This is a genomic window from Microbacterium sp. Root280D1, from assembly GCF_001428975.1.
Taxonomy (GTDB): Bacteria; Actinomycetota; Actinomycetes; order Actinomycetales; family Microbacteriaceae; genus Microbacterium.
In genome coordinates this window covers 92,990-114,859 of the sequence record NZ_LMJK01000001.1, presented here as the reverse complement: position 1 = coordinate 114,859, position 21,870 = coordinate 92,990, and the positions used below count along the sequence as shown (strand labels likewise).

20 protein-coding genes are annotated in these 21,870 nt (G+C 69.2%); 17 read left to right on the top strand and 3 right to left on the bottom strand.

Annotation, left to right across the window (positions count from 1 at the left end; all coding sequences use genetic code 11):
* Positions 1–24 precede the first annotated feature (24 nt).
* Both ASE34_RS00600 and ASE34_RS00595 read left to right on the top strand, forming a co-directional pair.
* Positions 25–1,380, top strand: a complete 1,356-nt coding sequence (locus ASE34_RS00600; protein WP_053098139.1) for a dihydrolipoamide acetyltransferase family protein — start codon at positions 25–27, stop codon at positions 1,378–1,380.
* A 67-nt stretch (positions 1,381–1,447) separates the two neighbouring features.
* Positions 1,448–2,362 (top strand): aldo/keto reductase, encoded by a 915-nt coding sequence (locus ASE34_RS00595; RefSeq protein WP_056275429.1) that lies wholly within the window; start codon positions 1,448–1,450, stop codon positions 2,360–2,362.
* Here the strand turns inward: ASE34_RS00595 and ASE34_RS00590 are convergent.
* The gene (locus ASE34_RS00590; RefSeq protein WP_056275426.1) at positions 2,353–2,892 is read right to left on the bottom strand and encodes a 2'-5' RNA ligase family protein; all 540 of its coding nucleotides are present in this window, start codon (positions 2,890–2,892) and stop codon (positions 2,353–2,355) included. The two genes, ASE34_RS00595 and ASE34_RS00590, sit on opposite strands and share 10 nt — an antisense overlap.
* 4 nt (positions 2,893–2,896) lie before the next feature.
* Positions 2,897–4,117: an ROK family protein gene (locus ASE34_RS00585; RefSeq protein WP_056275423.1), complete on the bottom strand. Its 1,221-nt coding sequence runs from the start codon at positions 4,115–4,117 to the stop codon at positions 2,897–2,899.
* Positions 4,118–4,218: 101 nt separating this feature from the next.
* Here ASE34_RS00585 and ASE34_RS00580 point away from each other — a divergent pair, with 101 nt between their 5' ends.
* The 12 genes from ASE34_RS00580 (at position 4,219) to ASE34_RS00525 (ending at position 16,895) form a co-directional block, all read left to right on the top strand.
* Positions 4,219–5,562, top strand: coding sequence for an ABC transporter substrate-binding protein (locus ASE34_RS00580; protein WP_056275420.1), 1,344 nt, complete (start codon positions 4,219–4,221; stop codon positions 5,560–5,562).
* Entirely contained in the window at positions 5,559–6,560 is a 1,002-nt protein-coding gene (locus ASE34_RS00575) for a carbohydrate ABC transporter permease (protein WP_235567395.1), read from the top strand. Before ASE34_RS00580 ends, ASE34_RS00575 begins: the two co-directional genes overlap by 4 nt.
* Positions 6,560–7,438 (top strand): carbohydrate ABC transporter permease, encoded by an 879-nt coding sequence (locus tag ASE34_RS00570; RefSeq protein WP_053098134.1) that lies wholly within the window; start codon positions 6,560–6,562, stop codon positions 7,436–7,438. Before ASE34_RS00575 ends, ASE34_RS00570 begins: the two co-directional genes overlap by 1 nt.
* Positions 7,439–7,483: 45 nt before the next feature.
* Positions 7,484–9,163: a glycoside hydrolase family 13 protein gene (locus ASE34_RS00565; protein ID WP_056275416.1), complete on the top strand. Its 1,680-nt coding sequence runs from the start codon at positions 7,484–7,486 to the stop codon at positions 9,161–9,163.
* 152 nt (positions 9,164–9,315) lie between these two features.
* Positions 9,316–10,311 (top strand): metal ABC transporter solute-binding protein, Zn/Mn family, encoded by a 996-nt coding sequence (locus ASE34_RS00560; protein ID WP_056275413.1) that lies wholly within the window; start codon positions 9,316–9,318, stop codon positions 10,309–10,311.
* On the top strand, positions 10,308–11,162 hold the full coding sequence (locus ASE34_RS00555; RefSeq protein WP_056275410.1) for a metal ABC transporter ATP-binding protein: 855 nt from the start codon (positions 10,308–10,310) through the stop codon (positions 11,160–11,162). The genes ASE34_RS00560 and ASE34_RS00555 overlap by 4 nt, the downstream gene beginning before the upstream one ends.
* Positions 11,159–12,037 carry a metal ABC transporter permease gene (locus tag ASE34_RS00550; protein ID WP_187249213.1) on the top strand — a complete coding sequence of 293 codons (879 nt, stop codon included), beginning with the start codon at positions 11,159–11,161 and terminating at the stop codon, positions 12,035–12,037. The genes ASE34_RS00555 and ASE34_RS00550 overlap by 4 nt, the downstream gene beginning before the upstream one ends.
* A gap of 44 nt (positions 12,038–12,081) precedes the next feature.
* Positions 12,082–12,498 (top strand): Fur family transcriptional regulator, encoded by a 417-nt coding sequence (locus ASE34_RS00545; RefSeq protein WP_042540517.1) that lies wholly within the window; start codon positions 12,082–12,084, stop codon positions 12,496–12,498.
* Positions 12,495–13,529: a permease gene (locus ASE34_RS00540; RefSeq protein WP_150115130.1), complete on the top strand. Its 1,035-nt coding sequence runs from the start codon at positions 12,495–12,497 to the stop codon at positions 13,527–13,529. Before ASE34_RS00545 ends, ASE34_RS00540 begins: the two co-directional genes overlap by 4 nt.
* Positions 13,522–14,313 (top strand): TIGR03943 family putative permease subunit, encoded by a 792-nt coding sequence (locus ASE34_RS00535; protein ID WP_235567394.1) that lies wholly within the window; start codon positions 13,522–13,524, stop codon positions 14,311–14,313. Before ASE34_RS00540 ends, ASE34_RS00535 begins: the two co-directional genes overlap by 8 nt.
* A complete protein-coding gene (locus ASE34_RS00530) occupies positions 14,303–16,162 on the top strand; it encodes an Ig-like domain-containing protein (protein ID WP_056275406.1) in 1,860 nt (619 codons plus the stop codon). The genes ASE34_RS00535 and ASE34_RS00530 overlap by 11 nt, the downstream gene beginning before the upstream one ends.
* Before the next feature lie 4 nt (positions 16,163–16,166).
* A complete protein-coding gene (locus tag ASE34_RS00525) occupies positions 16,167–16,895 on the top strand; it encodes a DNA-3-methyladenine glycosylase (RefSeq protein WP_056275403.1) in 729 nt (242 codons plus the stop codon).
* Here ASE34_RS00525 and ASE34_RS00520 read toward each other — a convergent pair.
* Positions 16,835–17,845 (bottom strand): LacI family DNA-binding transcriptional regulator, encoded by a 1,011-nt coding sequence (locus ASE34_RS00520; RefSeq protein WP_056275400.1) that lies wholly within the window; start codon positions 17,843–17,845, stop codon positions 16,835–16,837. The genes ASE34_RS00525 and ASE34_RS00520 overlap by 61 nt on opposite strands.
* A gap of 140 nt (positions 17,846–17,985) precedes the next feature.
* On the opposite strand from ASE34_RS00520, the gene ASE34_RS00515 reads away from it, so the two are divergent.
* The 3 genes from ASE34_RS00515 to ASE34_RS00505 are packed head-to-tail and all read left to right on the top strand — an operon-like array spanning position 17,986 to position 21,823.
* Entirely contained in the window at positions 17,986–19,995 is a 2,010-nt protein-coding gene (locus tag ASE34_RS00515) for a beta-galactosidase (RefSeq protein ID WP_056275397.1), read from the top strand.
* Positions 19,992–20,921, top strand: coding sequence for a carbohydrate ABC transporter permease (locus ASE34_RS00510; protein WP_053098126.1), 930 nt, complete (start codon positions 19,992–19,994; stop codon positions 20,919–20,921). The genes ASE34_RS00515 and ASE34_RS00510 overlap by 4 nt, the downstream gene beginning before the upstream one ends.
* Positions 20,918–21,823: a carbohydrate ABC transporter permease gene (locus ASE34_RS00505; protein ID WP_372984668.1), complete on the top strand. Its 906-nt coding sequence runs from the start codon at positions 20,918–20,920 to the stop codon at positions 21,821–21,823. Before ASE34_RS00510 ends, ASE34_RS00505 begins: the two co-directional genes overlap by 4 nt.
* Positions 21,824–21,870 lie beyond the last annotated feature (47 nt).

Sequence of the window (21,870 nt, the reverse complement as noted above, 5' to 3'; positions counted from 1 at the left end):
CTCACCGTTCCGAAAGGACCGCACATGAGCACGCAGAACTTCAACCTCCCCGATGTGGGCGAGGGCCTGACCGAGGCCGAGATCGTGGCATGGAAGGTCGCGCCGGGTGACTCCGTCGCCATCAACGACGTCATCTGCGAGATCGAGACCGCCAAGTCGCTCGTCGAGCTGCCGTCGCCGCACGCCGGAGTCGTCGGCGAGCTGCTCGCCGCCGAGGGCGCGACCGTCGAGGTCGGCTCGCCGATCATCACCTTCGTGACCGATGCGCGCGACGACGCCGGACCCGGCAAGATCGCCACCGCGGAGGCCCCCGCGCCGGAAGAGGGCGGCGGGTCGGTTCTCGTCGGCTACGGCACGGGCGGCGGTGCGACGTCGCGGCGCAAGCGTCCGGCGGAGCGCCCGGTGCGCTCGTCTGTCGGCGTGATCGCGAAGCCGCCGATCCGCAAGCTCGCCCGCGACCTGGGCGTCGACCTCACCACGGTCACGCCCACCGGAGCCGACGGCGAGGTGACCCGCGACGACGTGATGACCCACGCCTCGCAGGCCAGCGTCTTCCGCAACATCGAGACGCCCGAGTGGGGCGCCGTGCGCGAAGAGACCGTGCCCGCACCGCAGAGCACGCCGGCGGGCCTCGCCCGTGGAGTGTCGGCAGCGCCGGCATCCGCCCCGGTGTCCGACGACCGCACCGAGTCGATCCCTGTGAAGGGCGTGCGCAAGGCGACCTCGTCGGCGATGGTGCAGAGCGCGTACTCCGCTCCGCACGTCACCGTGTGGAAGGAGATCGACGCGAGCCGCACGATGGAGCTCGTCAAGAGGCTCAAGGCATCGCCCGACTATGCCGACATCCGCGTCTCGCCGTTGCTGATCATGGCCCGCGCCGTCATCTGGGCTGCCCGCCGCACCCCGATGGTGAATGCCGCGTGGATCGAGACCGAGGGCGGCGCGGAGATCGCGGTGCGCCACTACGTGAACCTCGGCATCGCCGCGGCGACGCCTCGCGGTCTGCTCGTGCCGAACATCAAGGACGCGCAGGACCTCAGCATGAAGGACCTCGCCCGCGCTCTGAACAGGCTCACCCTGACGGCGCGCGAGGGCAAGACCAGCCCCGCCGACCAGCAGGGTGGCACGATCACGATCACCAACATCGGTGTGTTCGGGATGGATGCCGGTACCCCGATCATCAACCCCGGCGAGGCGGGCATCGTGGCCATGGGCACGATCAGCCAGAAGCCGTGGGTCGTCGACGGCGAGGTGCGCCCCCGCTGGGTGACCACGGTCGCAGGCTCGTTCGACCACCGCGTGATCGACGGCGACGGAATGAGCCGCTTCATCGCCGACGTGGCATCCGTGCTCGAGGAGCCCGCACTGCTCGTGGAGTGAGGCGGACAGCGGGGATACAGTGGCGGAGAACCGTGATGACCGCCCCGACAGAACGGACTCAACGCGGATGAGGATCGAACCGACTGCCATCACCCTCGGAACCTCCGGCCTCGGCCGGCATTCGGAGCCGGGATCCGCCGAGGAGAGAGCGGCCGTCGATGTCGCCATCGACCTGCTCACGAGCAGGCACGGGTTCGTGGACACGTCGAACAACTACTCGGCCGGTCGATCCGAAGCCGTCATCGGCATCGCGCTGCGCGAGCTGGGGATGGACGGTTCGCGAGTCATCTCGAAGGTGGATCAGGACCCTGAGACGGGCGTGTTCGACCGAGACCGCGTCCTCCGCTCGTTCGAGGAGACGACCGCGCGGCTCGGGGTCGACCGGCTTCCACTGTTGCACCTGCACGACCCGTATTCGGTGTCGTTCGAGGACACGATCTCGATCGGCGGCGCGGTGCAGGGGCTCATCGAACTGCGGAGCGCCGGCGTGGTGGACGCGATCGGTGTGGCGGCGGCTCCGGTCCCGCTGATGGCGAAGTACGTCGAGACGGGGGTGTTCGACGCCGTGCTGATCCACAACCGATTCACGCTCGTGGATCACTCGGCTGAGAGTGTGTTCGCCGACGCCAAGGCACGCGGCATGGCCGTGTTCAACGCTGCGCCCTTCGGTTCGGGACTGCTCGTCAAGGGGCCGCATTCCGGTGCGCAGTACGCCTATCGACCTGCCGGCGAGGAGCTGCTGAGGTGGACCGAGCGTCTGCAGCGCGTCTGCGCCGACCATGGAACGTCGATGGCTGCCGCAGCGCTGCACTACTCGCTGCGGTCCCCGCTGGTCGACTCCACAGTCGTCGGGGTGTCGAGACCGCATCGTCGTGAGCAGCTCGACGAGCTGGAGCAGGCGGAGGTCCCGGAGGCGCTGTGGGGCGCCATCGCGAGCCTGGGGTCGGCGCCTTCCCCGGTGGACGACGGCGACTACGCCTGACGCAGCTCCGCGAGAGCAGTGATCTGCGCGGCGCCGGGGTCCCAGTGCCGCACACTGCGCGCGTGAGCGTGGATGTCGCCGCCGATGAGATCCAGCGCGTCCGCCAGATCGGTGATCCGCAACCGGCGGGCGAGGGCGACGTGCGGCATCCACTCGCCCGGCGCGGTATGCGGGGCATCGTCACCCGGCCCGACGGCGGCGAGGATCGTCTCGCGGAGGTGGATCAACTCCGCACGGGGAACGATGCTCCGCGCCAGCACACGGCGATCTCCGGAGCCGAAGAGCAGGGGAGCGCCCAGCGTGATCGGGAACGACGGGATGCCGGCGAAGACATCTGGTCCGGGCGGTGACAGGTCGACGCGTGCGACCAGCGTGATGTGAGGGCGGTTGCTCGCCGACGTGTGCCCCGCGAGGCTCGACAGGCCGCGCGCCGCGAGAGCATTCCATTCGGCCCGGACCGCGGCCTCGGCCTCTGCGTCGAGGAGCAGTTCGATCGATGACGGGGAGCGCTGCGGCTCTGGTTCTCGCACGACGTCAGCTCACCGCGCTGAGCCGCCGCTCCGCGAGCAGCGGCACGGCCACCTCGCGCGCCGCCCTGCGCGCGGTCGCGACGGCGCCGATCGAGACGACCTCGGCGCCCAGCGTCGAGGCGAGGATCTCGGGTGCCGGCAGGTGCAGCTGGGCAGGCAGCACCTCGCGCGCAGCCGTGAGAACGGGGGCGATGCTCTCGGCCACCGCCCCGCACACGATCACGCGGGACGGGTCGTACATGCTGCCGAGCACGCCGACCACACGGGCGAGCGTCGCGCCGACGCGGGAGGTGGCCAGGAGCGCATCGGCATCGCCGGCTGCCGCCGCCGTCAGCACGGCGCGGGGGTCGATGCGCTCCTCGCGTGCGAGCCGCCCGATCGGGGATTCGGAGGAGATCTCGCCGCTCTCGACCGCCGCCCGCACCTGATCCTGCAGGGCGTAGCGCAGACCGAAGGCCGAGCCGACGCCGATGATGTGGTCGAACACGACACCCTCGCCGACTCCGCCGTGAGCGCCGTGCAGCACGTGCCCGTCGACCACGACGCCGCCGCCGAAGCGTTCGCTCGCGAGCAGGGCGACGTAGTCACGGCATCCGATGGCTGCGCCGGCCGAGCCCTCGGCGATCGCGGCGAGCTGTGCGTCGTTCTTGATCTCCACGACGGGGGCCCAGTCGGCGAGCGCCTCGGCGAGACCGGGGTTCGTGCGCTCCCAGAAGCCCTCGGGATGCGGCGGAGAGATGCCCGCCCGGTCGACGGGCGCGGCGACGCCGACGCAGATCGCGAGCACCGCCTCGCGCGAGACCTCGGCCTCGGCGAGCGCGTGCTGCATCTGGTCGAGGATCGTGGCGCGGCGTGCCGCCGCGGTCTGCGTCGGGTCGAGGTCGGTGCGGTGGTGCACGAGAGTGTGGTCGGTGGGGTCGGCGACGGTCACCGCGAGGTGGGTGTCTCCGGCATCCACCCCGATGACGACGCCCAGGTCGGATGCCAGCACGAAACGTCGCGCCGGGCGTCCTGCGCGGTAGCTTCCGGCGGCGCGGGCGTTGGGCAGCTCGCGCAGCACCCCGGCATCGACGAGGGTGTCGATCCCGTCGATCGCTGTCGAACGGGTCAGCGAGGTGCTCGCCATCGCCTCGGTCGCGGTGAACTCCCCGGCCGCCCAGGCGAAGTCGAGGATGGCGCCGACGCTGGCTCGTCCGGTGCCGAGACCTGCGGAGACTTCTGTCACGGGCCTTGACCTCACTCTCGTCCAGATGAGAGAGTACCGTTCATCGAAGTAAATTCGCTCACTAGATTTAGTCTGCGGATCTACAGGACGAAAGGACGACGGTGTCTGTGAAACCCCCACGCCCGGCGCAGCTGGTGGCCGGTGCGGCCGCGCTCGCCCTGGTCGGAGCGGCTCTGACCGGCTGCTCGACGGCCGGCGGAACCGAGACCATCCGCTTCACGTTCAGCAAACGCGAGGCGATCGAGTTCATGACAGAGCTCGTCGCCGAGTACAACTCCTCGCAGGACAAGGTGCGCGTCGAGATCGACACCTCGGGTGTCGACGTCGTGTCGGCGAGCTTCGTGCGCGGCAACCCGCCGGACATCATGCTGGCCAACTACAACTACGAGATCGCCCGGTTCGTGCAGCGCTGCGCGCTCACGGATCTCTCCGACACCGAGGCCGCCTCGACCATCCGCGACGACCTGCAGCCGCTCATGGAGCAGTACGGCTCGTGCGAGGGGCGCACGAGCGCGCTGCCGTACTCGGTGATGGGCGCGTCGGTCATCTACAACAAGCAGATCTTCGACGAGCAGGGCCTCGAGGTCCCGCAGACGTGGGACGAGCTGCTCGCCGTGTGCGATCAGCTGAAGCAGGCGGGGATCGACCCCTTCTACGCCACCTTCAAGGACGACTGGACCGTCGCGCAGGGCTGGTACGACTACACCGCCGGCGGCTCGGTCGACGTGATCGACTTCTTCGACACCCTCGCGGAGGAGGGCACCGAGGTCGGTCCCGACTCCGAGGTGTCGTTCGAGAAGGACTTCGCCGAGCCCATGGACCGCATGATGACCCTCGCGACCGAGTACACCAACGCGGATGCCGCGAGCCGCGGATACGGCGACGGCAATCTCGCATTCGGCAAGGGCGAGGCGGCGATGTACCTGCAGGGGCCGTGGGCGTTCAGCGAGATCGAGAAGACGGCTCCCGACCTCGACCTCGGCACCTTCCCGCTGCCGATGACCGGCGATCCCGCCGACCTCGGCGTGCGCGTCAACATGGACCTCGCCGCGATGATCCCCGAGGGGTCGCAGCACCAGGAGGCAGCAGGTGACTTCCTCGAGTACCTGTTCCAGCCCGAGAACATCGAGGCCTACAACGCGTCGCAGCTCGGGTTCACCCCGACGAAGGACGCACCGGCCCCGGACGACCCTCGGATCGAGGGAATGATCGAGTACTACGACAACGGCCAGATCTATCAGGGACCCTCGGTGCTCGTGCCCCGAACCCTGCCGGTCTTCAACTACGCGCAGGCGATGGTGCTGGGCGCGTCCCCGACCTCCACGTTGCGCACCATGGATGCCGACTGGGCGAGGATCGCGTTCCGCGCTCCCATCCCGTCGACCCAGGACAACGCCTCCGGTGAGGACTCAGCATCCGGCGAGATAGAGGAGTCCACGCCATGACGAACACCGCTCTGCCCAACCCGGCAGCCCCCAACCCCTCGTCGTCGAGGCCGACGGCGGGCACGATCACGAAGCCCAACACCCCCACGACCGACACCACGGCGATCATCACGGGAGGCGCCCGCAAGCTCGGTCGCCGCACCCGCAAGGTCGAGCCGATCTACTACCTGTTCCTGCTGCCGACGCTGGTCATCTTCACGCTCGCGATCACCGTGCCCGGCATCATGGGCATCTTCTTCAGCTTCACCGACTCGATCGGCATCGGCGAGTGGAGCTTCAACGGGCTGACCAACTACATCGCGATGTTCAGCGACCCGGCCATCCTGCAGAGCTACCTGTTCACGTTCGGTTTCTCGATCGCCACGGTGATCGTCGTCAACGTGATCGCGTTCCTGCTGGCGGTCGGGCTGACCTCCCGCATCCGGTTCAAGACGGGGCTGCGCACGATCTTCGTGATCCCCATGGTGATCTCGGGCATCATCATCGCCTACGTCTTCAACTTCCTGTTCTCGAACTCGATCCCTGCCGCGGGCGCCGCCACCGGCATCCCGTGGCTCTCGACCAGTCTGCTCGCGAATCCCGATCTCGCGTGGGTGGCCATCGTCATCGTCACCGCGTGGCAGGCGGTTCCGGGCACACTGCTCATCTACATCGCCGGCCTGCTCTCGGTGCCGGGCGAGGTCTACGAGGCAGCCAGCATCGACGGAGCGAACAAGAGGCAGCAGCTCTTCCGCATCACGCTTCCGCTCGTCGCGGGGTACGTGGTGATCAACGTCATCCTGGGCTTCAAGGGCTTCCTCAACGCCTACGACATCATCGTCGGCCTCACCAACGGCGGTCCCGGCACCGCCACCCGCAGCGTCGCGATGACGATCATCGCGGGCTTCAACGGCGGTGACTACGCCTACCAGATGGCCAACGCGACGATCTTCTTCATCGTCGCCGTGCTCATCTCCCTGCTGCAGCTCTCGCTGACCCGCGGAAGGAACGCACTCTGATGTCGACGCAGACACTCACCACCATCCCCACCTCGGGCAAGAAGCCGCGCGTCCGCATGGAGCGTGTCAACTGGTCGGGCACGATCATCCTGATCCTGTGTGCCGTCACCGTGCTGCTGCCGCTGTACGTCACGATCTCGATGGCGTTCAAGACCACGGGTCAGGCGGTCGACGGCAACGCGTTCTCGCTGCCGGCGCCCTTCAGCATCGACGGGTTCGTCGAGGCCTGGAATCTCACGAAGTTCCCGGTCGGCGCGGGGATCTCGCTGCTGGTCACGGCCGGCACCGTGATCGCGACGATCGTGCTCGCGGCCTTCGCGTCGTACGCGATCGTCCGCAACTGGGACCACCGCCTGTTCCGCTGGTCGTTCTTCTACCTGCTCGCCGCGATGTTCATCCCGTTCCCCGTGGTGGCGCTGCCGCAGATCCAGCTCACCGGCTGGGTGGGACTCGACAACCCGTTCGGCGTGATCATCCTCGCGACGATGTTCCAGCTGAGCTTCAGCGTGCTGCTGTTCACCGCGTTCCTGCGGTCGATCCCGATCGAGCTCGAAGAGAGCGCCCGCATCGACGGCGCCACCACCTGGCAGACGTTCTGGCAGCTGATCTTCCCGCTGTTGGCGCCGATGAGCGCGACGGTCGGCATCTTCGCCTTCCTCTACGCCTGGAACGACTTCATGATGCCGTCGCTGATCATCTCCGATCCCGCGCTGCAGACGCTGCCGGTGCGGCAGAACCTCTTCCAGACCCAGTTCAGCAACAACTACAACGTGTCGTTCGCCTCGTACCTCATGGCGATGGCCCCGGCGATCCTGGCCTACCTGTTCACGCAGCGCTTCGTCATGGAGGGCGTCACACAGGGCGCCGTCAAGGGCTGACACGTCGCACACCCCAGACCGCAACACGAAGGAGCAACACCCCTCATGACCGATGCGCTTCTCACCGAGACCCGCGACGACACGACGGCCGCATGGTGGCGCCAGGCCGCCGTCTACCAGATCTACCCCCGCAGCTTCGCCGATGCGAACGGCGACGGCCTCGGTGACATCCCTGGCATCGTCTCGCGGGCCGACTACCTGCGCGACCTCGGCATCGACGCCGTGTGGCTCAGCCCGTTCTATCCGTCGGCCCTGGCAGACGGGGGCTACGACGTGGCCGACTACCGCGACGTCGATCCGCGCCTGGGCACGCTCGACGACTTCGACGACATGGTCGCGGCGCTGCACGAGCGCGGCATCCGCGTCGTGGTCGACATCGTGCCGAACCATTCGTCCGACCTGCACGAGTGGTTCCAGGAGGCGCTCGCCGCGGGCCGCGGCTCGGCGGCCCGCGAGCGGTACATCTTCCGCGAGGGATCCGGTCCCGACGGCGCGGAGCCGCCGACCGACTGGACCGCCGCGTTCGGCGGATCGGCGTGGGAGCGGGTCGATGACGGCCAGTGGTACCTGCACAGCTTCGCCCCCGAGCAGCCCGACTTCAACTGGGACCACCCGGAGGTGCGCGAGGACTTCCTGACGACGCTGCGCTTCTGGTCGGACCGCGGGGTCGACGGCTTCCGCATCGATGTCGCCCACATGCTGACGAAGGATCTGACCGAGCCGCTGCCCAGCACCGCCGATCTCGAGCTGCTCCCGCACGACGGCAACCATCCGCTGCACGACCGCGACGACGTGCACGAGATCTACGCCGAGTGGCGTCGGGTCTTCAACGAGTACGACCCGCCCCGCACCGCCGTGGCCGAAGCCTGGGTCAGCACTCCCGAGCGCCGCGCACGGTATGCCTCGGCTGAGGGGCTCGGGCAGGCGTTCAACTTCGACCTGCTGGTCGCCGACTTCGACGCGACGCAGTTCCGCACGATCATCACCGACAACCTCGCGCAGTCCGAGGCCACGGGGTCGTCGACGACGTGGGTGCTGTCGAACCATGACGTCACCCGTCACGCGACGCGCTACGGTCTCGCGCCGCTCGAGGGGCGCACCGGAGTGAAGCAAGGGGTCGAGTGGGTCGCGGCCGGCGGGCCGGAGGATCAGCTCGATCGCGAGGCGGGTCTTCGCCGAGCGCACGCTGCGACGCTGCTGCTGCTCGGCCTCCCCGGCAGCACCTACCTGTATCAGGGCGAGGAGCTCGGCCTCCACGAGGTCGCCGACGTCGCGCCCGAGCAGCGTCAGGACCCGGCGTTCTTCCGTGGTGCCGTCTTCGACGGACTGGGACGGGACGGATGCCGCGTGCCGCTGCCCTGGACCGCATCCGGACCGTCGTTCGGCTTCGGATCCGCCGAGGCGCACCTGCCGCAGCCCGCGTGGTTCGCCGAGTCCGCGGTCGATGTCGAGGCCGCCGATCCGTCGTCGACGCTCTCGCTCTACCGGGAGGCGCTGCGGCTGCGGCACGAGCTGCAGACCGAGGAGAGCCTGGAGTGGATCGAGACCGGCCGGCCCGATGTGCTGCGCTTCGCTCGCCCGAACGGCTGGCAGATCGTGACGAACTTCGGCACCGAGCCGTTCGACCTCGGAGCGGATGCCGCCGATGTCGTCCTCGGCACGGTGGTCGACGGGGCGGTCCCGGCGGACTCGGCCGTGTGGATCGCGCCGGGTCTCCTCGGCTGAGCTGGTTTGATTGCAGGACGAAAGCACGGATGCAGGGCGAGAACACGGTTTCTCGTCCTGCATCCGTGCGTCGGCCCTGCAATCGATCGTGAAGCGTGCCACCCCAGCCCGCCGATTTGATAATGGTTCTCATTAGCGTTTAGAGTGGGGACATGAAGAAGCCGTTCGTCGCCCTCGCCCTCGCATCCGTCGCCGCACTCTCGCTGGCCGGATGCTCGACCACCCCCGCTGCGGGAGAGGGCGGCGACGGCGGAGCGGTGACGGTCGTCGCGAGCACCAATGTCTACGGTTCGCTCGCCGAGCAGATCGGCGGCGACCGCGTCGACGTGACCTCGATCATCACCTCGGCCACGCAGGACCCGCACTCGTACGAGGCCTCGGCCCGTGACCGCCTGACGGTGCAGAAGGCCGACCTCGTGATCGAGAACGGCGGCGGCTACGACGGCTTCATCGACACCCTGCTGCAGGATGCCCAGGACCCGCACATCGTCACCGCCGTCGAGTTCTCGCACGATTTCCCGGGCAACGACGGTCACTCCGATGAGGAGGGCGCGACCGAGGAAGAGCACGATCACGACCACGCCGAGGGTGAAGAGGGGCATGAGGGCCACAATCACATCGAAGGCTTCAACGAGCACGTCTGGTTCGACCCGCACACGATGATCCACGTGGTCGAGGCGATCGCCGATGAGCTTGCCGCGATCGACCCCGACGGCGAGGCGGAGTTCACCGCCAACGCCGAGGACATCGTCGCCGACCTCGAGGGCTTCGAAGTCGACCTCGAGACCCTCAAGACGGATGCCGCCGGCGCCGATGTGATCATCACCGAGCCGCTGCCCGGCTACATCGCCACCGCCGCCGGACTCACCGATGTGACCCCCGAGGGATTCGCGGAGTCGGTCGAGGAGGGCAGCGATGTCGCCCCCGCGACCCTGCTCGAGACCCTGAACGTCGTCGACAGCGGCGACGTGGCAGCCGTGCTCACCAATGCGCAGACCGGCGGGGCCGAGACGCAGCGCGTCGAGGATGCCGCGACCGCCGCCGGCATCCCTCTCGTCGCGTTCACGGAGCTGCTGCCCGAAGGATCGTCGTACTCTGAGTGGATGAGTGACGCGATCCAGAGCCTCGCCGACGCGCTCCAGTCGTGAGCGCCGCCGCCGACGCGCGGGCAGGAGCCGAGAAGTCGAACCCCGTGCTCGAGGTGCGGGGAGCCGCCCTCCAGCGCGGTGACCGGGAACTGTGGTCGGGCCTCGACCTGACCGTCGAGCCCGGGGAGTTCATCGCCGTGCTCGGACCGTCGGGTTCGGGCAAGACCACGCTGCTGCGCAGCATCCTGGGCCTGCAGCCGCTGTCGGCCGGCGAGATCTCGGTCGCCGGCGGGCCGGTGCGCAAGGGCAACCCGCGCATCGGATACATCCCGCAGCAGCGCTCGCTGGCTCCCGACACGAGCATGCGAGCCCGCGATCTCGTGGCGCTCGGCGTGCAGGGCAGCCGCTTCGGCTTCCCGATCCCGCACCGCGGCGACAAGGCCAAGGTCGATCAGCTGCTCGCCTCGGTCGGAGCCGCGCACTACGCCGACCGCCGGGTCGGCCTCTTGTCGGGCGGTGAGCAGCAGCGACTGCGCGTCGGTCAGGCGCTCGCCGACGAACCCGCCCTGCTGCTGTGCGACGAGCCGCTGTCGAACCTCGATCTCGCGAACCAGGTCGCGATCACCGACATCATCGACCGCCAGCGTCGCGATCGCCGCGCCGCTGTGCTGTTCGTCACCCACGACATCAACCCGATCCTCGGCCGCGTCGATCGCATCCTCTACATCGCCGGCGGTCGCTTCGTGCTCGGCACCCCCGAAGAGGTGCTGCAGACCCGCGTGCTCACCGAGCTCTACGGCACCCCGGTGTTCGTGCTGCGCGCCGGCGACCGACTCGTCGTCGTCGGGGTGCCGGATGCCGAGCCCCACCACCTGCACGACCACGACCACGACCACGGAGGTGCCGCATGACCGTCATCACCGGCATCGTGCCTGCGGTCGACTGGAGTGACGTGTTCTCGTTCCAGGACTACGGCGAGCTCGTCGCCCTGCTCGCGAACTCGATCATCGCGGGTGCGGTGCTCGGCATCGTCGGCGGACTGATCGGCGTCTTCGTGATGCAGCGCGACCTCGCGTTCGCGGTGCACGGCGTCAGCGAGCTCTCGTTCGCGGGTGCCGCCGCAGCGCTGCTCTTCGGGGGCAGCGTGGTCGTCGGATCCCTCGGCGGTGCGCTCGTGGCGGCGATCCTGATCGGCGTCCTAGGGGCCAAGGCCCGAGATCGCAATTCGATCGTCGGGGTGCTCATGCCGTTCGGCCTCGGCCTCGGCATCCTCTTCCTGTCGCTCTACGACGGGCGCAGCGCCAACCGCTTCAGTCTGCTGACCGGACAGATCGTCTCGGTCTCGAGCCCCGACCTCGGCTGGCTGCTCGGCATCAGCATCGTCGTGCTGCTCGGGCTGCTGCTCATGTGGAACCCGCTGCGCTTCGACTCGCTCGACCCCGAGTCGGCCGCGGCCCGCGGTGTGCCGACCCGCGCGGTGAGCCTGCTCTTCATGGTGCTGCTCGGTCTGATCGTCGCGGTCAGCGTGCACATCATCGGCGCCCTGCTCGTGATGGCGCTGCTCGTGACTCCCGCGGCGGCCGCCATGCGCGTCTCGGCAGGGCCGGTCGCGGTGCCTCTGCTCGCGGCGCTCTTCGGGTTCGTGTCGGCCGTCGGCGGCATCCTGCTCGCCCTCGCGGGCACGCTGCCGGTGAGTCCGTACATCACGACCCTGTCGTTCACGATCTACGTCGTGTGCTGGATCATCCAGCGCGCCCGAGGCGGCGTGCGCCGCGTGCGGGCCTGACGTTCCCAGGGCCCGGCAAGGGCGGCGCGCCTAGAATCGTGGGTATGGCTCAGCGGAACACCTGGCAGCGCGATCGCGTGCGCGAAGCCCTCGCCGACGCGCGAGGATTCGTCAGCGCGCAGAATCTGCATGCCTCGCTCCGCGACGACAACACCGGCATCGGCCTCGCCACGGTCTATCGGGCCCTGGCCGGACTCGCCGCAGCCGGCGACGCCGACTCGCTGCAGAGCCCCGAAGGCGAGGCGCTCTACCGCGCCTGCACGACGCAGGGCCACCACCACCACCTGATCTGTCGCAACTGCGGACTCACGGTCGAGATCGAGGCGACCGACGTCGAGCAGTGGGCGCACCGCACCGCGGCCCTCCACGGCTTCACGGATGCCGCGCACGTGGTCGACATCTTCGGGCTGTGCGCCTCCTGCACCAACAAGCGGGACGCCGAAGAGGCAGCGAACGCGTGACCACCCAGGCCGCTCCACGGACGGTGCACTCGCACCGGCCCTCCCGATCGCCGCGATCGCCGTGGATCGGGGTCGGCCTCGGCGCCGCGATCGTGCTCGCGCTCTTCCTGATCGACCGGTTCCTTCCGTCGCTCTTCACCGCGAGCCTGCCCAGCAGGGCTCAGGACGGACTGACCCTCGCCCTGAGCGTGCTCATCGAGGCGCTGCCGTTCGTGATCCTCGGCGTGCTGCTGTCGATCGTCGTCCAGGTGTGGCTGCCCGCCGACGTCATCCACCGCTGGCTGCCGAAGCGCGCATGGGCCCGGCGTGCGGTGCTGTCGCTGCTCGGCATGCTCATCCCGGTCTGCGAGTGCGGCAACGTGCCCTTCGCCCGCGGTCTCATGATGCGCGGGCTCGCACCGGCCGAGGCGCTGACGTTCCTGATCGCCGCCCCGATCGTGAACCCGATCGTGATCCTCACCACGCACGCGGCATTCGGCTTCGATGACGGCATCCTGGTGGCCCGTCTCATCGGCGGATACCTGATCGCCAACCTCATCGGCTGGATCTACAGCCGCCACCCCTCGCCCGACTCGCTGCTCACCCAGCGGTTCATCGACACCTGCGACCGCGTCACGCACGAGCACGGCACACCGGTGCGCCGCAGCCTCACGCAGTTCCTCGTCGAGCTGCGCGCCGTGATGCCCGCGCTCGTGATCGGATCGGCGCTCGCCGGAGCGGTGCAGGTGCTGATCCCGCGCGAGGTGCTGCTGGCGATCGGCTCGAACCCGGTGCTGTCCATCCTGGCGATGATGGCCCTCGCGATGACCGTCGCGATCTGCTCGAACGTCGACGCCTTCTTCGCCCTGTCGTTCGCCTCCACCTTCTCGTCGGGCGCGCTCGTGGCGTTCCTGCTCGTCGGCCCGCTCGTCGACGTGAAGATGCTCGCTCTCATGCGCACGACCTTCACCACCCGCACCCTCGTCGGGATCGTCGGCGTGGTGCTGTTCGCCGCCTTCGCGATCGGGATCGGGGTGAACGTCCTTGTCTGATCACGCGCACCCCACGCAGGCCCGCTCGCGCGCCCGTGCCCTGGGCACCCGCTGGCTCGGCATCGGTCTCGCCACGGTGATCTCGGTCGTCACGCTCGGACTCGGCGTGACCGGTCGCCTGAATCTCTACATCAGCCCCGAGTCGGTGTGGTTCGCCTGCGCCGCGGCCGTCGTGACGCTTGCCGGAGCGATCTGGTCGTGCACCCTGCCGCTCGGCGAAGAAGGCGACCACGGACACGATCACGGACACGGCACGGATGCGGATGCCGAGCCGTCGCCTCGCCGCAGCCTCGCCCTGGTGGGCACGGTCACCGGAGGTGTCGTCGCTTCGGGTGTCGTCATCGCAGCGCTCGTGCTGCCGCCCGCATCGCTGTCGGTCGAGCTGGCGATGTCGCGGGTCGGAGAGCAGACCGCGCTGTTCGCCGGGGCCGACGATGTGACCCTCGGGGTCGCCGACACCGCGACCTTCGGGGTGGGCGACTGGGCGAGCGTGTTCGCGACGGCGACCAACACCGCCGCCTACGACGGCAAGACGGTCACGCTGACCGGCTTCGTCACCCCCACGGATGCCGACGGCGTCAACCTCACGCGCCTCGTCATCACGCACTGCGTGATCGACGCGCAGCCGGCGACGCTGCCGGTGACGATCGATGCGGGAGAGTTCGACACCGGCCAGTGGGTCGAGGTCGAGGGCACGGTCAAGGCGGATGCCGACGGCTCGCTGCACGTCGAGCCCACCACCGTCACCGCGATCGACGAGCCTCAGGACCCGTATGAGTACTGACGACGAGCGCCCCGACCTCCCGGCGGTGCCGCGCACGCGCGCCGAGCTGCGCGCCGCCCGCGAGGCGGAAGCGGCCGCTGCTGCCGCGGATTCCCCGTCGCCGTCGGTGAGCGACGCCGGCGCAGCCGCACCCACCGCCGAATCGCCGGACGAGGGCGGCGGGGCAGAGCGAGCCGGAACGTCTCCTGCGACCGACACGCCTGTCGTCTCGCCTGCGGCTCGCGGGGCTCGCGGGGCCGGCGGCGAACGGCCGACGCGTTCGACCTTCGTCCCGCCTGATGCGGAGTCCACAACGTCGTTCGCGGCTCACTCCACGACCGACTACGCGCCCCCGGCGCCGATGCAGCCGAAGGCCGAGAAGAAGCCGAAGGCCGAGAAGAAGCCCAAGCCGGCGAAGGCCGCCAAGCCCGCAAAGGCCGCCAGGCCCGAGAAGCCCGCCAGGCCCGAGAAGCCCGCGAAGCCCGAGAAGTCCGACACCCCGAGCGACCGCCGGTTCCTGCTGGCGCTCGGCGCTGTGCTCGGCATCCTCGTGCTGGTGGGGGCGGGACTCGGCGTCGTCAGCCTCACCCAGGGACCCCGCATCACCGAGGTGCAGGTCGACCCGACCGAGGCCATCGAGACCTCCGGCAGCCGGGTCATCCTCACCGCGAACCAGTCCCTCGCCGCGATCGACGAATCGCAGGTGACGGTCGATCCCGCCGTGCCCTTCACCCTCGACGCCGCGGGCCGCGGCATCGGCATCCGCTTCACCGTGCCGCTCGACGATGACACCGAGTACACGGTGAAGGTCGCCGATGCGGTCGGCGCCGGAGGCGGCCCGAGCGCCACGCTGTCGACGAGCTTCTCGACTCCGGCATCCCACATCTTCCTGCTGCGCCGAGACCCCGACGGGAACGACCAGATCTTCCGCACCGACCTGTCGGGTGAGAAGGCGCAGCCCGTGTTCGCGGCCGACAAGATCAACGACTTCCGCGCGACGTCGTCGCAGCTCGTGGTCTCGGTCGAGGAGGACGAGGGCTCGAAGCTGCTCGTGATGGACCGCGAAGGGACGGACCAGCGCGAGCTCGAGCTGCCCGGTGTCGGATACGTCGGGGCGATCCAGGTCTCCGACCGCGGGGGTCTGGTCGGCTACAGCTACTCCGACAAGGAGCTCAGCGATACGGAGGGGCGCGCCAGCGTGCTCGTCACCCAATCGCTGAGCGGCGACGACGAACCGGTGGTGACCGAGGTCGGGGGCAAGGAGGCGAACATCTTCGTCTGGCAGTTCGTGCCGGACAGCTCCGCCGTGCTCTTCATCGACTTCGACGGTGCGCTCTCGCTGGTCGACCGCTCGACCGATGCGGGAGTGCAGTCCCTCGGACTCGCGACGACCATCCAGGGCATCTCGCGGGGCACGTACACGGCGATCGTCGAGCGACTCGACGGCACGGTGGTCGAGCTGAACCTCGCTGACGGGTCGGAGGTGCCGCTCGAAGCATCGACTCCCGACTACGGCACCGCGATCACGATCACGCCGTACCCCGGCGGCACGCTGCGCCACGTGGTGTCGCGCGACGAGAACGGTCTGCCCGTCGGTCAGGCGGTCATCCGGGTCAACGACGAGGGCGCGGCGACACCGCTCGTCGAGGTCGATTCGACCGACTCGATCCTGCAGGCCTGCGCGTCGCCCAGCGGCCAGTACGCCGCGGTCGTCATAGCGCCGGAGCTCGCCGACAACCCCTACGACCAGATGCTGCTGCCGCTGCCCGAGAACCTCGAGACGCACCTGCTCGACCTGCGCACGGGTGACGAGATCGTGGCGCTCACCGGCTTCGACGCCTCGTGGTGCCAGACGGCCCCACAGTTCTGAGCCCATGCCGACGGATGCCCTGCACCGAGCGACCCGCGCCGAGCTGAGCGGGCTGCCGGTCGAGGCCGCTCCGCTGCTGCTCGGCGGCGAGCTGCGCACCGTCGTGGCCGGCTCCGAGGTGCGACTCCGACTCACCGAGGTCGAGGCCTATCACGGGCAGGGCACGGGACCCGCGGCCGACCCCGGGTCGCACGCGCGCATGGGGCGCACCGCACGCAACGCGACGATGTGGGGCGAGCCGGGGCACCTGTACGTCTATCTGAGTCACGGCATCCACTCGTGCGTGAACGTCGTCTCGGGCCCCGAGGGTCAGGCGGGCGGGATCCTGCTGCGTGCGGGCGAGGTGGTGCACGGGGCGGATGCCGTCGCGGTGCGCCGCCGTGCGACGCCCCCTCTGACGGCGACTGCGCTGCGCGACCTCGCGCGGGGGCCCGGTCGATTCGGCCAGTCGGCGGGCCTGCGGCATCCGATCCACGACGGCATCGACGCGATCACCGGAGCGGAGTTCGCGGGCGCCCGCGCCGAGCTGTGGCTGCGTGACGAACCGGTGACCGATGTGGCGACCGGGCCGAGGGTCGGTGTGGCCGGCATCGCCGGGACCGCGGCATTCCCCTGGCGCTTCTGGATCTCCGGCGACCCGACGGTCTCGCCGTTCCGCTGGGGGAGGGGCGCTCAGGCCGAGTCTCTCCACACCACGGGCGTCGGCAGCATGATCCCTTCGCGCGGACGCTGATCGTCGCGCAGCTGCGCGAGGACGGATGCCGCGGCCGCGGCCCCGAGACCTTCGGCCGGCTGGTCGACGGTCGAGAGCAGCGGGGTGGTGCGCGTCGCCCACGTGCTGTTGTCGAAGCCGACCACGCCGACGTCATCCGGCACACGCCGTCCCGCTTCGCGCAGCGCCCACATCGCTCCGGCGGCCACCGCGTCGGACGCGGCGAAGACTCCGTCGATGTCGGGTGCTCGGTCGAGCAGTCGCCTCATGGCGGCGGCTCCGTCGGCGTAGGAGTACAGCGGCACCTCTTCGACGAGGTCCGGATCGAAGTCGTCGCCGAGAGCGTCGGTGAATCCGGCGAGTCGATCGGTGCCCGAGTCGCGGTCGAGGGCGGCGGCGATCATGCCGACCCTCGTGCGACCGGTCGCCAGCAGACGTGAGGTGACGGCCTGCGCGGCGCCGCGGTTGTCGACGCCGACCCAGGCGGCATCGACGTCGGGTGGGTGGCCGACATAGGCGACAGGCAGGTCGAGTCGCATCACGGCCTTGGTGATCGGATCCTGCGCTCGGGCCGAGACGATCACAGCGCCGTCGACGAACCCGCCGTTGAGGTAGCGCGCGACGCGTTCGGTGTCGCGCACCGAGTCGACCACGAGGCAGACCATCTGGTAGTCCGCCTCGGAGAGAGTCTCGTTCGTGCCGAGCATGATCGCGCCGATGTTGGGGTCTTCGAGGAACAGAGCGTGCGGCTCGTGCACGATGAACGCGATGGCCTGGGTGCGCTGTCGCACGAGGTTCTGGGCGGCGGTGTTCGGCACGTAGCCGACCTCTCGGATCGCCTCTTCGATCGCGGTGCGCGCGGCGTCCGACACGTAGCCGCCGTTGATCACGCGGCTGACGGTTCCTCTGGAGACACCGGCGACGCGCGCGACATCGTGCACGGTGCTGCGACGACGGGCCGAAGTGCTCATGATCGACAGCCTAGCGACCCGGACTTGACGGGATTCGCCACGACATGCGACGATGTGTGCACGTTCACAGAAATCCCGATCGCTGTTTCGACGCAGCGAACTGTGCACGTGCACACATGATCCGCAAAGGAGCGTCACCGATGGCCGCCGCTGTGTCCGACCGCATCGCCACCCTCTCCGCAGGGCGCGGCCTCGTCTTCGGATGCGACTACAACCCGGAGCAGTGGGACCGCAGCGTCTGGCCCGACGACGTGCGGCTCATGCAGCAGGCAGGCGTGGGTCTCGTGGCGATCAACATCTTCGGCTGGTCGTCGATCAACCCCGCCAGGGGAGTGTGGGACTTCGCGGCGCTCGACGAGATCATCGCGCTGCTGCACGCCGCGGACATCCGCATCAACCTCGGCACCGGCACGGCCTCGCCCGCACCGTGGCTCACCGCGCAGCATCCCGAGATCCTGCCGGTCGGCGAAGACGGGACCGTCTTCCAGCAGGGCGGTCGTCAGGGGTACTGCCCGAGCTCGCCCCTCTTCCGCGCGTACGCCGCCGAGGTCGTCACCCGTGTCGTCGAACGCTACGGCGACCACCCGGCCGTCGCGCTCTGGCACGTGTCGAACGAGCTGGGCTGCCACAACGCGCTCTGCTACTGCGACACGAGCGCCGAGGCCTTCCGTGGCTGGCTGCGCGAGCGGTACGCCGACATCGACGCGCTGAACCGCGCGTGGGGCACGACATTCTGGAGCCAGCGCTACAGCGACTTCGACGACGTGCGGGTGCCCGCTCAGGCCCTCTCGCTGCGCAACCCGGGGCAGATCCTCGACTTCCAGCGCTTCAGTTCCGACGAGCAGCTCGCGCTCTACCGCGCCGAAGCGGCGATCCTGCGCGAGCGGAGCGACGTGCCGGTGACGACCAACTTCATGGTCACCGCGCACATCCGCAACCTCGACTACTGGTCGTGGGCGGGCGAGATGGATCTGATCGCCAACGACCACTACCTCGACCGTCGCCTCGACGACGCGCGAGGCGAGCTCTCGTTCGCCGCCGACCTCACCCGCGGCCTCGCCCAGGGTGCGCCGTGGCTGCTCATGGAGACCTCGACCGGCGCAGTGAACTGGCAGCCCTACAACCTCGCCAAGGCTCCCGGTGAGCTGCAGCGCAACATCGCCGCCCACATCGCGCGCGGCGCCGACGGCATCTGCTTCTTCCAGTGGCGGGCGTCGACCCAGGGCGCCGAGAAGTACCACACGGCACTCGTGCCGCACGCGGGCGAGGACTCCGACCAGTGGCGCGAGGTCGTCGCGCTCGGCGGACTCCTCGATCGCCTGGGCGAGGTCGCCGGGACGCGCGTCGTCGCCGACGCCGCACTGTTCTTCTCCTGGGAGAGCTGGTGGGCCAGCGAGAACGAGGGCCGTCCGAGCGAGGCGCTGACCTACCTCGGCCAGGTGCATGCCGCGCATGCCGCGCTGGCGGATGCCGGCGTCACGACAGACGTCGTGCGCCCCGGCGCCGACCTCGACGGCCACCGCCTGCTGATCGTCCCCGCGCTGCACCTCATCGGCGATGCGGATGCCGCGGCGATCGCCCGCGCGGTCGAGAACGGCGCGACAGCACTGATCACCTTCTTCAGCGGCATCGTCGACGAAGAAGACAGAGTGCGCACCGGCGGCTATCCCGGCGCGTTCCGCGACCTGCTCGGCATCCGCTCGGAGGAGTTCACGCCCCTGCGTCCCGACGAGACCGTCACCCTGACCGACGGCACGACCGCGACAGTGTGGAGCGAGCGCCTGAAGGCCACGGATGCCGAGGTCATCGCGTCGTTCGTCGACGGCCCCGCCGCCGGACACCCCGCGATCACGCGGCGCGCGACGGGAGCGGGCGAGGCCTGGTTCCTCGGCACCCAGCCCGCTCGCGAGGACTACCGCGCACTGATCGCACGGCTCGCCGCATCCGCGGGTGTCGCGCCCGTCCCCGGCGCCGGACCCGACGTCGAGATCGTGCGCCGCACCGGCGATGCCGGCTCGTTCCTGTTCGTCATCAATCACGGATCCACGGATGCCGAGGTCGCGGCCGCAGGTCACGACCTCGTCACCGACGCCCGCGCCACCGGCCTGGTGCCGGCCGGTGCGGTCCGCATCATCAAGGAGGATGTATGACCACCACGCTCGCCGCTCCGGCGGTCGCCTCAGCGCCGAAGGCGCCGGGCCGCCGCCGACGGATCCCGCACAAGGGCGCCATCGCGTTCCTCATCGTGCCCTTCGGCGTGCTGTTCGCGCTGTTCTACGTCGTCCCCATCGCCTACGCGTTCTGGCAGTCCCTGCTCGTGGTCGAGCGCGACGGCACCTTCGGCAAGGCCGAGCAGGTGTTCGGCGGCTTCACGCAGTACGTGCTCGTCTTCCAGAACGAGGCCTTCTGGGCATCGATGGGGCGGATGCTGACCTTCGGCGTCGTGCAGGTGCCGGTCATGCTCGGCCTGGCCCTGCTGTTCGCGCTGCTGCTGGACTCGCCGCTCGTCCGCGGCAAGCGCTTCTTCCGCCTCGCGTTCTTCGTGCCGTATGCGGTGCCCGGTGTCATCGCCGCGATCATGTGGGGCTCGCTGTTCTCGCCCAACCTCTCGCCGTTCACCGCGATCACCAAGAACATCGACTTCCTCGGGGCAGACCTCGTGCTGTGGTCGATCGCGAACGTCGTGACGTGGGTCTACGTCGGCTACAACATGCTGATCATCTACTCGGCGCTGCTCTCGATCCCGCAGGAGCTCTACGAGGCGGCCATCCTCGACGGCGCCGGACAGTGGCGCATCGCCTGGTCGATCAAGATCCCGCTGGTGCGCCCGGCGATCGTGATGACCGCGATCTTCTCGATCATCGGCACGCTGCAGCTGCTCGCCGAACCGCAGGTCTTCCGTTCGTTCAGCTCGGCGGTCACGAGCACGTTCACCCCGAACATGACCGTCTACGCCACGGCATCCATCCCGAACACCAACCTCGCGGCCGCCTTCTCGGTCGTGCTGGCCGTGACGACGTTCGTGCTGTCGTTCGGATTCATGAAGTACATGCAGCGCAAGGAGCAGAACGCATGAGCACCATGACGATCGTCGCCCCCGGTCGGGGCTCGCGCGCACAGGCCCCGCGCGGAAAGGGTGCTCGCGAATCGGGCATCTCCCGCACCGGCGCCATGCTGATCATGGCCGTGTTCACGGTCTACTTCCTTCTGCCGCTGTGGTGGCTGCTCGTCGCGTCGAGCAAGGAGACCGGCGACATCCTGACCACCGCCCCGCTGTGGTTCGCCGACTTCCACCTGCTCGACAACATCGCCGAGCTGTTCGCCTACCGCGACGGCGTCTACCTGCGCTGGCTGCTGAACTCGGTGCTCTACGCCGCGCTCGGCGGTGCCATCGCGACCCTGCTCGCCGCCATGGCCGGCTACGCCCTCGCGAAGTACCGGTTCCCGGGCCGCGACCTGATGTTCGACATCGTGCTCGGCGGAGTGCTGGTTCCGGCCACGGCCCTCGCGCTGCCGCTGTTCCTCATCTTCAGCCAGGCGCAGCTGACCAACACGTTCTGGTCGGTGTTCCTGCCGTCGATCGTGAGTCCGTTCGGCGTCTACCTGGCGCGGATCTTCGCGGCCTCCTCCGTTCCCGACGAACTGCTCGAGGCGAGTCGGCTCGACGGCGCGGGGGAGATCCGCACGTTCTTCACGGTCAGCATCCGACTGATGACGCCCGCGCTGGTGACGATGTTCCTCTTCCAGTTCGTCGCCATCTGGAACAACTTCTTCCTGCCGATGATCATGCTGCGATCCGAAGACCTCTTCCCGGTCGTCTTCGGTCTCTACAACTGGAACAACCAGCTGAACCAGCTGCCGGAACTCCGTGGTCTCGTGCTGATCGGCGCTCTGCTGTCGGTCATCCCGCTGATCGTCACCTTCCTCCTGCTCCAGCGCTTCTGGCGCAACGGACTGGGCGCCGGCGCCCTGAAGTGAGCAGGCGGCCGCCCGGACCGACCGGGCGGCCCGCACCACCGCACCAT

Bases quoted from the DNA above. Each gene is read 5' to 3' on its own strand.
- ASE34_RS00550 (WP_187249213.1), top strand. From the start codon at position 11,159: ATGACCGTCATCACCGGCATCGTGCCTGCGGTCGACTGGAGTGACGTG.
- ASE34_RS00600 (WP_053098139.1), top strand. From the start codon at position 25: ATGAGCACGCAGAACTTCAACCTCCCCGATGTGGGCGAGGGCCTGACC.
- ASE34_RS00525 (WP_056275403.1), top strand. From the start codon at position 16,167: ATGCCGACGGATGCCCTGCACCGAGCGACCCGCGCCGAGCTGAGCGGG.
- ASE34_RS00565 (WP_056275416.1), top strand. From the start codon at position 7,484: ATGACCGATGCGCTTCTCACCGAGACCCGCGACGACACGACGGCCGCA.
- ASE34_RS00520 (WP_056275400.1), bottom strand. From the start codon at position 17,845: ATGAGCACTTCGGCCCGTCGTCGCAGCACCGTGCACGATGTCGCGCGC.
- ASE34_RS00560 (WP_056275413.1), top strand. From the start codon at position 9,316: ATGAAGAAGCCGTTCGTCGCCCTCGCCCTCGCATCCGTCGCCGCACTC.
- ASE34_RS00595 (WP_056275429.1), top strand. From the start codon at position 1,448: ATGAGGATCGAACCGACTGCCATCACCCTCGGAACCTCCGGCCTCGGC.
- ASE34_RS00570 (WP_053098134.1), top strand. From the start codon at position 6,560: ATGTCGACGCAGACACTCACCACCATCCCCACCTCGGGCAAGAAGCCG.
- ASE34_RS00545 (WP_042540517.1), top strand. From the start codon at position 12,082: ATGGCTCAGCGGAACACCTGGCAGCGCGATCGCGTGCGCGAAGCCCTC.
- ASE34_RS00510 (WP_053098126.1), top strand. From the start codon at position 19,992: ATGACCACCACGCTCGCCGCTCCGGCGGTCGCCTCAGCGCCGAAGGCG.
- ASE34_RS00530 (WP_056275406.1), top strand. From the start codon at position 14,303: ATGAGTACTGACGACGAGCGCCCCGACCTCCCGGCGGTGCCGCGCACG.
- ASE34_RS00505 (WP_372984668.1), top strand. From the start codon at position 20,918: ATGAGCACCATGACGATCGTCGCCCCCGGTCGGGGCTCGCGCGCACAG.
- ASE34_RS00515 (WP_056275397.1), top strand. From the start codon at position 17,986: ATGGCCGCCGCTGTGTCCGACCGCATCGCCACCCTCTCCGCAGGGCGC.
- ASE34_RS00575 (WP_235567395.1), top strand. From the start codon at position 5,559: ATGACGAACACCGCTCTGCCCAACCCGGCAGCCCCCAACCCCTCGTCG.